Genomic DNA, 11,129 nt, shown 5'->3' with positions numbered 1-11,129 from the left:
CAGTCGATGCTTGAGATCATCATCGAACAGTCGAACATCCCGGTCGTGGTCGATGCGGGGATCGGTCTGCCCTCTCATGCGGCCGCCGCGATTGAGCTCGGTGCGGATGCGGTGCTCATCAATACCGCTGTCGCCGCCGCGGACGATCCGGCGAAGATGGCCGAGGCGTTCAAGCTTGCGATCCGCGCGGCCGAACTCGGCGTGCAGGCGGGGCCGCCGGCGCCGCATTCGGGCGCTTCCGCGACGAGTCCGCAGGACACGTTCGACATTTTCCGGTGAGAGGAGGGAGATGAATCATGTTTCCTGAACTCCGCTTTTCCGAATCTGAAATCCGCCGCATGATTGACTCCGCGACGCCGGAGGCGGTTTTGAATTCGCTCGCGAAGGAGAAACGCAACTACTTCGATCTGCTCAATCTGATCTCGCCCGCGGCGATGGAGTGTCTGCCGCAGATGCGCGAAGTGTCGCGCAAGTGCCGGTTGCGCTACTACGGCAAGACGGTCACGATCTATGCGCCGCTCTACATCTCGAACAGCTGCGTGAACGGCTGCAAATACTGCGACTTCAACATCCGGCACAAGTACGAACGCAAGAGCCTGACGCTCGATGAGATCCGGCAGGAGGCGGACGCGATTCTCGCGATGGGGATCGATTCGCTGCTGATCGTGGCGGGGGAGGATCCCGTCCGCATGAGCGTCGACTATCTCTGCGAAGTCGGCCGGATGCTCAAGGAGAAGTTCTCTTATCTGAGTCTTGAGATCGCGCCGCAGGAGGAGGAGGGGTATCGCCGCCTCTTCGAAGCGGGCTACGAGGGACTGACGCTCTTCCAGGAGACCTACAATCAGGAGCTCTACAAGGAGCTGCATCCGGTCGGGCCGAAGCGGGTTTACGACTTCCGGGTCTGGAGTCAGCTGCGGGCGGGCCGTGCCGGAATGCGCAACCTCGGCATGGCGTTCCTGCTCGGGCTCGACGAGTGGCGCATGGAGGCTGCGAGCCTCGCGGCGCACGCGATCTATCTGCAGAAGCACTGCTTTGAGAGCAAGGTGCAGTTCGCGTTTCCGCGCATCACGGCGACGGAGGGGGGATTCCAGCCCGCGCATCCGGTCGACGATGCGGATCTCGAACTCATGATGCTCGCGTTCCGGATCGTCTTTCCCGAATGCGGCATGACGATTTCGACGCGTGAGAATCCGGAGTTCCGCGACCGCATGGTCCAGCTCTGCGCGGACAACATGAGCGCAGGTTCCCGCGTGACGCCGGGCGGTTACGCGGTGCTCGCCGACGAGGTCGGGCAGTTCACGCTGAACGATTCGCGCAGCGTCGAGGAGGTCGAAGCCGCGATCCGGCGGAACGGCCAGGAGGTCGTCCGGAAGTATTGGGATCGCGCGCTGTAACGATCACTGCGCCGGAGTGGAGGGGGTCGGCGGTTTCCAGCACTCCTCCGCCGGTGTGCAGCCGTTCTTCACGGCGCGGATCGAATCGAGCATGTTCACCAGCAGCATGCGGTCGTGGCGGGAGTAGCCGGATCCGATCCGTTTGAGTTCCAGATCGATCTGCCGTTCGGCCTGATCGAAGAGTCCGAGTTCGCGTGCGAGTTCGGCATATCGCAGCACGAGCTGCACGTTCACCGGGGAACGCATCCGTTCCGGGCGGACGAGATATTTTTCGGCGGTACGCAGCGCCTCCTCCGGCAGTCCGAGGTGTTGCCGGAAGAGATCGAACCGGATCAGCCACAGCTGCGGATATTCCGGTGACTCCTCGAGCATTTGATCGACCCGGTCGAGGGCCGCGAGATATTTCTGCTGCTTGATGAGTGCGTTGACCGGTCCCATGAGCGGGGCGGGTTTTTCCCGCCACCGTTTCGGGGCGAGCAGAAAATCGACAAAACCGTCCGCGAATTGCGGCAGGTAGAGCCGGACGAAGAGCGCCCCCGTGACGAATCCGCACGGCATGGTTGCAATCATAAACATGATGACGCCGGGGGAGTTGCCGTTTTTTGCGCTGATGCCGGCCATGGCGACACAGCCGATGGTCAGGCCGCACAGGAACAGAAAAAGAATTCCGCCGAGAATTTTCGCGATACGATCACTCAACATGCCGGAAATCCCGCTTTTAAATTACCAAAACCGTGCTATATTAGTTTACAATAGTATAGATACACCCATAAATCAAATGATGCAAGGAAATTTTTGAGATGAGCATCTATCGCACCCACACCTGCGGGGAGCTCCGCAAGTCCGAGGTCGGCAAAACCGTCCGCCTCTCCGGCTGGATTCACAGTGTCCGCGACCACGGCGGCGTGATCTTCATCGATTTGCGCGACCATTACGGGATCACCCAGGTGGTGATCGATCCGGAGTGCGCGTTCTACCAGTCGCTTGAACGCTGGCGCGTGGAGACGGTCGTGCGGTTCGACGGCAAGGTCGTCGCCCGTTCGGCCGAGACGGTCAACCCGAAGCTCGCCACCGGCGAAATCGAAGTGCAGGCGACTGATATGGAGATCCTCGGGGAAGCCGAGGTCCTGCCGTTCCTCGTCGCAAAGGACGATCAGGCGCCCGAGGCGCTGCGCCTCAAATACCGTTTCCTCGATCTGCGGCGCGAGGAGCTGCACCGGAACATCATCCTGCGCAGCCAGGTCATCGCGGAGATTCGCCGCTACATGACTGCATTGGGATTCAATGAGTTCCAGACGCCGATCCTGACCGCGAGCAGCCCGGAAGGCGCGCGCGACTATCTCGTGCCGTCGCGTCTGCATCCGGGGAAATTCTACGCATTGCCGCAGGCGCCGCAGCAGTTCAAACAGCTGCTGATGGTGGCGGGATTCGACCGCTACTTCCAGATTGCGCCGTGCTTCCGCGACGAGGATGCGCGGGCGGACCGCAGCCCCGGCGAATTCTATCAGCTCGATGTGGAGATGAGTTTCGTCGAGCAGGATGATATTTTCGCGGTGATCGAAGGTCTGCTCGAAGATGTGTTCCGCAAGTTCAGCACGAAGGAGTTCTCGAAACCGCCGTTCGTGCGGCTTCCGTATCTGGAGGCGATGGACCGTTTCGGTTCGGACAAGCCGGATTTGCGCAATCCGCTCGAGATGATCGACGTGACTGAACACTTCCGCGGCTGCGGTTTCCAGGCGTTCGCCGGAACCGTCGAAAAGGGCGGCGTCGTTCGCGCGATCAAGGCTCCGAAGGTGGCGGGAAAGCCGCGCAAGTTCTTCGATGACCTCATCAAGTTCGCACAGGAGAACGGCGCGAAAGGCATGGCCTACATCATCTGGACGGAAGAGGGGGAAAAGAGCCCGATCGTGAAATTCCTGACTCCGGAGATCGTTGCCGCACTCAAAGAGACCGGCAAGGTTGAGCCGGGCGACGCGCTCTTCTTCCTCGCGGACAAGAAGAAGGTCGTGCAGAAGATCGGCGGGGCGGTCATTCCGGAACTCGGGCGTCAGCTCGGGCTCATCAATCCGAACGAATTCAAATTCTGCTGGATCGTCGACTTCCCGATGTTCGAGGAGGACGAGGAGACCGGCCAGATCATCTTCTCGCACAATCCGTTCTCGATGCCGCAGGGCGGCATGGATGCGCTGTTGAACAGGAATCCGCTTGAGATTCTCGCGTATCAGTACGACATCGTCTGCAACGGCATTGAACTTTCGTCCGGCGCGATCCGGAACCATCGCCCGGACATCATGTACAAGGCATTCGAGATTGCCGGGTATGATCGCAGCGTGGTCGACGAGAAGTTCGGCGGAATGATCAACGCATTCAAGCTCGGCGCGCCCCCGCACGGCGGCATTGCCCCGGGTGTCGACCGCATGGTCATGCTGCTGACCGATTCGCCGAATATCCGCGAGGTCATTGCATTCCCGTTCAATCAGCAGGCGCAGGATCTGATGATGAACGCGCCGGCGGAAGTTTCGATCAAACAGCTGCGCGAACTCCATATCGAAGTCAAACTGCCGAAGCGGCAGGAGAAGCCGGCCGCGGAAACGCCGCAGGGGTGACGCATGGAGAGAATTCGGTTCCGGTTCATCCTTCTCTTCGTTTTCGCGTTCGCGCCTGGTTTCGCGTTCGCGGGAGAGGGGGTTGTGGAATTTGTTCCGGCCGGAGCCGAATATGTCGTTGGCGTCAATGCGGAATCCCTGCGCAAACTTTCGCTCTTCCGGGAACTGACGGGGGAGCGATCGGAGGCGGGGGAGGTCTTAACGCAATTTGAGCAGGATTACAATCTGCGTTTTACCGACTGTCGGGAACTGCTGTTTGTCGGTGGCGGCTCCCGGCTGCGCGGTTTGCTTGCCGGAGTTTCGATTCCCGAGGCGGAGCTGGCGCGTCGGTTGAGAGGGTTCGGCAACCGCTTTTCGCTCGAAGGGGAAGCGGGGCGGAGACTTTATTGCATTCGAACCGACAATCCGGCGGCGGGGGGATCCGTCGCCGTTGGAGTCACTTACCTTGCTCCGGACGTCGTTCTGGCGACAGAGCGCAAATATGTCGCGCCGTTTCTCGGCCGGTCCTCCGTTCCGGCGGAAAATCGGAGGCTCCGGGCGATTGCCCCGGACGGAGACCCCCTGGTCTGGAGTTATGTCGATCTGAAATCGATTCTGTCGAAGTCGAAACAGAGGAGTTCCGGCGGTTTCGGCAGCACGATGTTCAAAGGGGTGAACCATATATTCGCCGAGCTCAATGTGATTGGAGACGGCGAATTCTGGCGTCTCGACGCCACAGCCCGCTGCGTCGATGCGAAAAGTGCACAGCAGTTTGCGTTTGCGGTTCCCGGCTTTCTGCACCTCGGAGCGTCGCTGCTTTTTTCCGACGATCCGGTTCTGGGGAGGGAGTTTCTGCAGAAATTGAAGATCATGCCGGACGGGAACCGGGTGATCCTTGAGCTGGCGGTTTCCCGCGCATTTGCGGAGCGGCTCGTCCGTTATCTGGGGGAACAGGCGAAGAAACGGATCATTCCGCCGGATCCGGTGCCGCGCGATATCGGGACGCAACGTTCCGGGGAAGGGCGCGATTGAATCGGAAAAGGTTGATTCTGGCTCTCCGCTGGTCCGGGGTGGCATTGCTGGCGCTTGTGCTGGCCGTGTTCTGGTTTCGCGAGGAGCTGCGTGATTTTACGGTGGACGACACGCGGTTTGCCAATGAGATTCAAACCGCCGCGCGGCGGCATGGACTTGATCCGCAGCTGGTCCGGGCGGTGGTGTTTCAGGAGAGCCGCTTCGATCCTTTCGCGCGGGGGCGGGCGGGGGAGGTCGGTCTGATGCAGGTTCTCCCTTCCGGCGCGGCTGCGGAATGGGGACGGGTGAAAAAGCGGAAGGCGCCGGATGTGAATGAACTGTACGATCCGGCTGTGAATCTCGACATCGGCTGCTGGTATCTGGCGTGCGGGATGCGGAAATATGCGACGTATGAGAAGGCGGCCGAACTGGCGCTGTCCCGTTACAACGCCGGCGAGAGCCGTTCGGAGAAGTGGAAGCCGGAACAGAAGAACGGCGATGTGATCGGCCGGATCACGATTGCAAGTACGAAAACCTATGTGGCGAAAATCATGGAGCGCTACCAGGAATACAAGAGATACGAGAGAAGCCGGATGCGTTGACGGGAGTCATGCGCCGGACAGTCAGGGAGAGGATGTGAGACGAGTGAAAATGAGATTGATATTGCTCGGGACGGCGCTGTGTCTGGTCCCATGTCTTCGAGCCGCGGATGTCGCGGCGGTTTCCGACGATTCGAAGCCGTCGCCGGATGCGTCCTGGTGTACGCAGTTCAATGACCCGGAGACTCTGGAGAAGGAGTGGAAGTTCGACGGCAGCCGTTTTCTGGTTCCCCGGACGCGTTTTTCTGTGGATTCAGAGGAGAGCGCTTCGGATGGAAAGATCATGGCGGTGGACGCCGACAAATCGACCGGGGTGATGCTTGCCGCTCCGTCGAAGGTGGATTTGACGAAAACGCCGGTTATGCGGTGGAGGTGGCGGGTTGTGAAGCCGATCGTGCTCAAACCCGGGGAGGAGGAGCCGGATGACCAGGCCGTCGTGCTCTATTTCGGAGATGGAACACTGCTGAAACAGCGCTGCGTCGGCTACCGCTGGGAGGTGGATACGCCGGTCGGAAACAGCGGGCTCAGGAAATATGCCGCGGGAATGATGACCGTCAGCCACAAGACGGTGCGAAACCGGACGACTCCGCCCGGAGTCTGGGTGACGGAGGAGCGCAACGTGGTCGAGGATTACCGCAAGGCCTTCGGAAAAATGCCGGACTCATATTTCATCATCAGTGTCGGGGCGAACAGCCAGTATTCCGGTTCGACCAGCCGGGCGGAGATCGATTTCATCGAGTTTATTCCGGAGCGGGAGAAGAAGGAGCCCGCCAGATAACGAATGATCACGGGTTGTTCGCTGTGACAACAGGATTTAAGGACGAAAGCAGGAAACAGACGGAAGGAGAAGATCGGAAATGGGAAATATCGGCTGGATGGAACTGATCGTGATTTTCTGCGTTGTGCTGCTCTTCTTCGGGGCGAAACGGATTCCCGAGGTGGCGCGGGCGCTGGGAAAAGCCTCGCGTGAATTCAAAAATGCGCGCGATTCGGTGGTCGGCGAAGTGAAGGAAAACTTCACGGAAGAGGATCCGCAGAAGGTTGCAAAACAGCTTCCCGATTACAAAAAGAAGAACGAATGAGCAAAAACGGCTCCGACTCAAGTTTTCTCGATCATCTTGAGGCGCTGCGCCGGGCGCTGTGGCGCGGTGTCGCGGCGATCGCCCTGTTTCTGATCCCCGGGGTCTTTGCTGCGCTTCCTGTGCTGGAATGGCTGGTGCGGTTCAGCTGTCCGGAGGGGGTCAAGCTCAATTATTTCACGCCGATGGAGCCGTTGCTGGTGCAGCTGAAGCTCGGGCTGATTCTCGCGGTGATCGCGGCCATGCCGGTGATCCTGCATCAGCTGGCCGGTTTTGTCGCACCGGGATTGTATGAGCATGAGCGGCGTGCCTGCCGCCGGGTGATCTGGGCGGCGCTGCTGCTGTTTCTGGCGGGGGCGGCGATCGGGTTGTTTCTGGTGACGCCGCTCATGATGCGTTTTTCGGCGGGATTTGCGTCGGACTCTCTTGCCCCGGTGATCGGGATCGGTGGATTCGTCAATCTTGTGGGGCTGCTCACGCTGAGTTTCGGCATCATGTTTCAGCTTCCGGTGGTGATGGTGTTTCTGGTGCGGTTCGGCGTGGTCAGAGTTGCGACGCTGCGGCGGAGCCGTCCGATTGCGGTGACGGTGATTTTCATTCTGGCGGCGATTCTGACTCCGCCGGATATCGTGAGCCAGCTTCTGCTCGGGATTCCCACCTGGCTGCTGTTCGAAATCGCGCTTCTCATTGCCGCACACGGGGAGAGGAAGGGGGAGTCCTCCGCCGTCGAGCACGAGGATTCCGTTTCAGCCTCCATCGCGTCCGAAAAGAGTCGGGACGAGGAGTTCGCCGCGGAAGGCGAAAACCACCTGGATGAGACGGAGGAAACTGCGATGGATGTCGTTTATCGCGATTCCTATCGAAAAAAACGGCGGAAAAACCGTCGCTTCGGAGTGATAAGTGGCCATTATCGTGGAAAAAGAGGGGTGAAAAAGTGAAAAAAAAGAGAAAATCTCGCTTTTTTAACGATTTACGCTTGCGAAAATGTACTTTCGGGTTTATGTTAAGTATTCTTGTGGTGTGCGGTGTCGAGAAGACCTGCGCAGACGAGACGGTCTCCGGCGGTGGAGCCGCGGGTGCAGTGGTGACGATCCGGCCGAACGATGCTGAACGGCTGAGGGAGTTGAACCGGCTGCGCGAAGAGGCGATGCTGAATGCGGAGAAGATGAAAAGGCTTGAGCTTGAGCTGGAGGCTTCCAGGAAAGCCTCGGCGGAACTCGAAGCCGAGTTGATTGAGTTGAGAAATAAACTACAAGCGGAAAACGAAAGGGGTCGTCAGCTGCAGCTGTGGCTCGCCGGTGTCCGGGCAGAGGGGACAGTGCGAAAAACCGGCGAGCGGGAAGAACAGCAGCTTCAGGCGATCGGGAAGCTTTCGGAGGACGGAGTCGGGCTTGCCCTCGATGCCGTTGATTTCTGCGACCAGGTGCAAATTCTTCTGCAGGAGCTGCCGATCGGGAAGGTGAGGCAGGCGCAGTACCGGCTGAAGCTGGACAATCTTGCGAGGAAGGCGCGCCGGTTCATTGCGATGGCGGAAGGGCCGGATGAGCCGGGGACGGGGATGGATGCGCTGCGAACGTGTCGGATCCTTGCGGTGAATCGGGAACAACGCGTCGTGGTACTGTCCGTGGGGTCGGTCAAGGGGGCTTTTGCCGGAATGATCTACCATGTCGGGAAGGACCGGGAGGAACAGCTTAAAGTGGTCAGTGTGCGACCATCCGTCGCGGCGGCTGTTTTGATCCGGGGCAGTATCGAAAAGCTGTCTCCCGGGATGGAGGCTGCGGCGGGCGAAGAGAGGGCCGGTGATGAATCGGGAAGGTGATCATCCGGTCCTGAAACAAGAAAAAATATGGAACGAACGGCCAAGAGCGGTCCGTTCCGGAAACTCGAGAACCAGATTATGGAAGTAAGAGCTTTGACAAGGAATGTGCGGATCAGTCCGGAGAAGGCGCGGCACGTGTCCCGCCTGATCCAGGGGAAATCCGCAGTCGAGGCGCTGGCGATCGTCGATCTGAGCCCGCGCAAAGCGGCCGGGCTGCTGGGAGACACGCTGCGCTCCGCCGTGGCCAATGCTGAGAACAACCTTGATGTGAACCGGAAAGAGCTGACCGTGAAGGCGGCGCTGGTCTCTCCGGGTCCGATCATCAAGCGTTTCCGCGCGAAGGCGCGGGGGTCGGCGGGCCGGATCCGCAAGCGGACCAGCCATCTGGAAATTATTTTGACGGATAACTAGAGATAGGGGATTGAATCGTGGGACAGAAAGTTAATCCGATTGGATTGAGAACAGCCCTCACCAAGAATTGGGAATCCCGTTGGTTTCCGAGCAAGGCGTTTGGCGGCAAGAATCTGTTTGGCGAATGGCTCCATGAGGATCTTGCGATCCGCAAGTACATCAAGGAGAAGTTTGCTGCCGCCGCGATCGCGCGGATTCAGATTGAGCGGTTTGCGAACCGTGTGCGGGTAATCATCTCCTCGGCGCGTCCGGGGCTTCTGATCGGCAAGAAGGGCGCGGAACTCGATGCGCTGCGTGCTGAGATTTCGAAGCTGGTGGCGGGCAAGGAAGTGTTCACCGAGATCGTCGAGATCCGGCGTGCCGAGACGAATGCGCAGCTGGTTGCCGAGAGCATCGCGCAGCAGCTGGAGCGCCGTATCGGATTCCGCCGTGCGATGAAGCGTGCCATCCAGACCGCGATGGAGATGGGTGTGGACGGCATCAAGATCAACTGCGCCGGTCGTCTCGGCGGGGCTGAGCTTGCGCGTGAGGAGCAGTACAAGGAAGGCCGCGTTCCGCTTCACACGCTGAAGGCCAATATCGATTACGGTTTCACCGAGGCGAATACCACTGCCGGTAAGATCGGTGTGAAGGTTTGGATTTGTCACAAGGACTCTACTGAGGAACAAGATTATGCCGTTAATGCCAAAAAGAGTAAAGTACAGAAAGGTTCAGCGCGGAAGTAACGCCGGACTGGCCACGTCCAACAACAAGCTGGACTTTGGCGATTTCGCGTTGCAGGCGTTGACCCGCGGGTACGTTACGAATAATCAGATTGAAGCCGCGCGTGTTGCGATCAACCGTCATCTGAAGCGTCGTGGCAAAGTGTGGATCCGCATGTTCCCGTTCCGTTCGTTTACGAAGAAGCCTTTGGAAGTCCGTATGGGCAAGGGAAAAGGTGCGGTGGAAGGCTGGGTTGCTCCGGTTCTGCCGGGTCGGGTGCTGTTTGAGGTGTCCGGCTGCAGTGAGTCGGTGGCGAAGGAAGCGATGAGCCGTGCGGCGAACAAGCTGTGCTTGCGCTGCAAGTTCTTGTCCCGGGAAGATTAATTGGGGTCAATGAAAATGAAGATCAAGGAAATCCGTGAGCTTTCGGATGCGGAGCTGGTGAGCAAGGTTGCCGATCTGCAGCGGGAGAAGTTGAACCTCAAGATCCAGTCCCGTACCGGTCAGCTTGAGAAGACCGCCCGAGTCCGGCAGATCCGCCGTGACATCGCGCGCATTTACACCGAACAGACCGCCCGGGCGGCGAAAGTCCAGTGAGGGATAAAATGAGTGATGCTGTTGTTGAAGTCCGGGGACACCGGAAGGAACGGGTCGGCGTGGTTGTGAGCGACGTTCAGGATAAGACCATTGTTGTGAAGGTCGACCGCCGCACGCCGCATCCGCTGTATCAGAAGATCGTGAAGGTCAGCAAGAAATTTACGGCCCACGATGAGAAGAACGAGGCGAAGAAGGGTGATACCGTGCGTATTGCCGAGACGCGTCCGATGAGCAAAAACAAGTGCTGGCGGCTGCTGGAGATCATCAGCCGTCCGGAGCAGGAATAACCTTCAGGAGATCGTGCAATGATTCAGATGCAGTCAATTCTGGAGGTCGCCGACAATTCCGGAGCGAAGTCGATTCTGACGATGTCGGTTCTGGGCCAGGGTCGTACGATTGCGGGAGTTGGTGACATCATCACCGGCGCCGTGCAGGAGGCTCTTCCGGACGGTTCGGTGAAGAAGGGGCAGGTGGTGAAGGCGGTGGTTGTCCGTACTGCGGCGAAGATTCGTCGTCCGGACGGTTCGTATCTCCGCTTCGACAAGAATGCCGCTGTGCTCATCGACAAGGACAAAAACCCGGTCGGTACGCGTATTTTCGGGCCGGTGGCGCGTGAGTTGCGGGACAAGGATTTCATGAAGATCATCTCGCTTGCGCCGGAGGTGCTTTGATGAAAAAATATCACGTCAAAAAAGGCGACAAAGTTGTGGTGAACTCCGGCAACTTCAAGGGTGAGGAAGCGACGATTTCCGCGATTCTCACGAAGAAGGACCGGGTTGTTCTCTCGTTCACGTCCAGCAAGGATCGCAAGATCGGCAAGCGGACGTTGAAGAAGAGCAAGCTCAATCCGAACGGAGGGATGATCGAGCGTTCGGTGTCGGTGCATGTCTCGAACGTCAATCCCGTTGCTGCGGACAAGACGGAGTAGTGAA

General features: G+C 59.0%; 17 protein-coding genes. 16 read left to right on the top strand and 1 reads right to left on the bottom strand.

All coding sequences use genetic code 11. From position 1 onward, the window contains the following. Both Q0K10_RS08540 and thiH read left to right on the top strand, forming a co-directional pair. Positions 1 to 279, top strand: a 279-nt coding sequence (locus Q0K10_RS08540) for a HisA/HisF-related TIM barrel protein (protein WP_294505874.1), incomplete at its 5' end; no start/stop codon positions are given. A 17-nt stretch (positions 280 to 296) separates the two neighbouring features. Continuing rightward, the gene (thiH, locus tag Q0K10_RS08535) at positions 297 to 1,394 is read left to right on the top strand and encodes a 2-iminoacetate synthase ThiH (RefSeq protein ID WP_294478504.1); all 1,098 of its coding nucleotides are present in this window, start codon (positions 297 to 299) and stop codon (positions 1,392 to 1,394) included. A 3-nt stretch (positions 1,395 to 1,397) separates the two neighbouring features. Here the strand turns inward: thiH and Q0K10_RS08530 are convergent, their stop codons facing one another. Beyond that, a complete protein-coding gene (locus tag Q0K10_RS08530) occupies positions 1,398 to 2,096 on the bottom strand; it encodes a hypothetical protein (RefSeq protein ID WP_294505872.1) in 699 nt (232 codons plus the stop codon). A 98-nt stretch (positions 2,097 to 2,194) separates the two neighbouring features. On the opposite strand from Q0K10_RS08530, the gene aspS reads away from it, so the two are divergent. The 14 genes from aspS (at position 2,195) to Q0K10_RS08460 (ending at position 11,125) form a co-directional block, all read left to right on the top strand. Beyond that, positions 2,195 to 4,000: an aspartate--tRNA ligase gene (gene aspS, locus Q0K10_RS08525; protein ID WP_294505870.1), complete on the top strand. Its 1,806-nt coding sequence runs from the start codon at positions 2,195 to 2,197 to the stop codon at positions 3,998 to 4,000. A 3-nt stretch (positions 4,001 to 4,003) separates the two neighbouring features. Then, on the top strand, positions 4,004 to 5,011 hold the full coding sequence (locus Q0K10_RS08520) for a hypothetical protein (protein WP_294505868.1): 1,008 nt from the start codon (positions 4,004 to 4,006) through the stop codon (positions 5,009 to 5,011). After that, positions 5,008 to 5,592 carry a lytic transglycosylase domain-containing protein gene (locus Q0K10_RS08515; protein WP_294505865.1) on the top strand — a complete coding sequence of 195 codons (585 nt, stop codon included), beginning with the start codon at positions 5,008 to 5,010 and terminating at the stop codon, positions 5,590 to 5,592. The genes Q0K10_RS08520 and Q0K10_RS08515 overlap by 4 nt, the downstream gene beginning before the upstream one ends. Before the next feature lie 34 nt (positions 5,593 to 5,626). Next, a complete protein-coding gene (locus tag Q0K10_RS08510; protein ID WP_294505862.1) occupies positions 5,627 to 6,367 on the top strand; it encodes a DUF3047 domain-containing protein in 741 nt (246 codons plus the stop codon). 79 nt (positions 6,368 to 6,446) lie between these two features. Further along, a complete protein-coding gene (locus Q0K10_RS08505) occupies positions 6,447 to 6,671 on the top strand; it encodes a twin-arginine translocase TatA/TatE family subunit (protein ID WP_294505860.1) in 225 nt (74 codons plus the stop codon). Further along, a complete protein-coding gene (tatC, locus tag Q0K10_RS08500; RefSeq protein ID WP_294505858.1) occupies positions 6,668 to 7,606 on the top strand; it encodes a twin-arginine translocase subunit TatC in 939 nt (312 codons plus the stop codon). The genes Q0K10_RS08505 and tatC overlap by 4 nt, the downstream gene beginning before the upstream one ends. A gap of 62 nt (positions 7,607 to 7,668) precedes the next feature. Then, entirely contained in the window at positions 7,669 to 8,487 is an 819-nt protein-coding gene (locus Q0K10_RS08495) for a hypothetical protein (protein WP_294505855.1), read from the top strand. Positions 8,488 to 8,514: 27 nt separating this feature from the next. Beyond that, positions 8,515 to 8,898 (top strand): 50S ribosomal protein L22, encoded by a 384-nt coding sequence (gene rplV / locus Q0K10_RS08490; protein ID WP_294505852.1) that lies wholly within the window; start codon positions 8,515 to 8,517, stop codon positions 8,896 to 8,898. Positions 8,899 to 8,915: 17 nt separating this feature from the next. Then, positions 8,916 to 9,623 (top strand): 30S ribosomal protein S3, encoded by a 708-nt coding sequence (rpsC, locus tag Q0K10_RS08485; protein WP_294505849.1) that lies wholly within the window; start codon positions 8,916 to 8,918, stop codon positions 9,621 to 9,623. Then, a complete protein-coding gene (rplP, locus tag Q0K10_RS08480) occupies positions 9,571 to 9,984 on the top strand; it encodes a 50S ribosomal protein L16 (protein WP_294505846.1) in 414 nt (137 codons plus the stop codon). Before rpsC ends, rplP begins: the two co-directional genes overlap by 53 nt. 15 nt (positions 9,985 to 9,999) lie before the next feature. Further along, the gene (gene rpmC, locus Q0K10_RS08475) at positions 10,000 to 10,197 is read left to right on the top strand and encodes a 50S ribosomal protein L29 (protein WP_294505844.1); all 198 of its coding nucleotides are present in this window, start codon (positions 10,000 to 10,002) and stop codon (positions 10,195 to 10,197) included. An 8-nt stretch (positions 10,198 to 10,205) separates the two neighbouring features. After that, the gene (rpsQ, locus tag Q0K10_RS08470; protein ID WP_294505842.1) at positions 10,206 to 10,484 is read left to right on the top strand and encodes a 30S ribosomal protein S17; all 279 of its coding nucleotides are present in this window, start codon (positions 10,206 to 10,208) and stop codon (positions 10,482 to 10,484) included. Positions 10,485 to 10,502: 18 nt separating this feature from the next. Further along, positions 10,503 to 10,868 (top strand): 50S ribosomal protein L14, encoded by a 366-nt coding sequence (gene rplN, locus Q0K10_RS08465; protein ID WP_294505840.1) that lies wholly within the window; start codon positions 10,503 to 10,505, stop codon positions 10,866 to 10,868. Further along, a complete protein-coding gene (locus Q0K10_RS08460) occupies positions 10,868 to 11,125 on the top strand; it encodes a KOW motif-containing protein (RefSeq protein ID WP_294505838.1) in 258 nt (85 codons plus the stop codon). Before rplN ends, Q0K10_RS08460 begins: the two co-directional genes overlap by 1 nt. Positions 11,126 to 11,129 lie beyond the last annotated feature (4 nt).

It is taken from the genome of uncultured Victivallis sp. (assembly GCF_944391105.1).
Classification (GTDB): Bacteria; Verrucomicrobiota; Lentisphaeria; order Victivallales; family Victivallaceae; genus Victivallis.
The sequence above is the reverse complement of the archived record's forward strand: the minus strand, read 5'-3'. Positions and strand labels throughout refer to the sequence as shown.

Bases quoted from the DNA above. Each gene is read 5' to 3' on its own strand.
- thiH (WP_294478504.1), top strand. From the start codon at position 297: ATGTTTCCTGAACTCCGCTTTTCCGAATCTGAAATCCGCCGCATGATT.
- Q0K10_RS08530 (WP_294505872.1), bottom strand. From the start codon at position 2,096: ATGTTGAGTGATCGTATCGCGAAAATTCTCGGCGGAATTCTTTTTCTG.
- aspS (WP_294505870.1), top strand. From the start codon at position 2,195: ATGAGCATCTATCGCACCCACACCTGCGGGGAGCTCCGCAAGTCCGAG.
- Q0K10_RS08520 (WP_294505868.1), top strand. From the start codon at position 4,004: ATGGAGAGAATTCGGTTCCGGTTCATCCTTCTCTTCGTTTTCGCGTTC.
- Q0K10_RS08505 (WP_294505860.1), top strand. From the start codon at position 6,447: ATGGGAAATATCGGCTGGATGGAACTGATCGTGATTTTCTGCGTTGTG.
- tatC (WP_294505858.1), top strand. From the start codon at position 6,668: ATGAGCAAAAACGGCTCCGACTCAAGTTTTCTCGATCATCTTGAGGCG.
- Q0K10_RS08495 (WP_294505855.1), top strand. From the start codon at position 7,669: ATGTTAAGTATTCTTGTGGTGTGCGGTGTCGAGAAGACCTGCGCAGAC.
- rplV (WP_294505852.1), top strand. From the start codon at position 8,515: ATGGAACGAACGGCCAAGAGCGGTCCGTTCCGGAAACTCGAGAACCAG.
- rplP (WP_294505846.1), top strand. From the start codon at position 9,571: ATGCCGTTAATGCCAAAAAGAGTAAAGTACAGAAAGGTTCAGCGCGGA.
- rpmC (WP_294505844.1), top strand. From the start codon at position 10,000: ATGAAGATCAAGGAAATCCGTGAGCTTTCGGATGCGGAGCTGGTGAGC.
- rpsQ (WP_294505842.1), top strand. From the start codon at position 10,206: ATGAGTGATGCTGTTGTTGAAGTCCGGGGACACCGGAAGGAACGGGTC.
- rplN (WP_294505840.1), top strand. From the start codon at position 10,503: ATGATTCAGATGCAGTCAATTCTGGAGGTCGCCGACAATTCCGGAGCG.
- Q0K10_RS08460 (WP_294505838.1), top strand. From the start codon at position 10,868: ATGAAAAAATATCACGTCAAAAAAGGCGACAAAGTTGTGGTGAACTCC.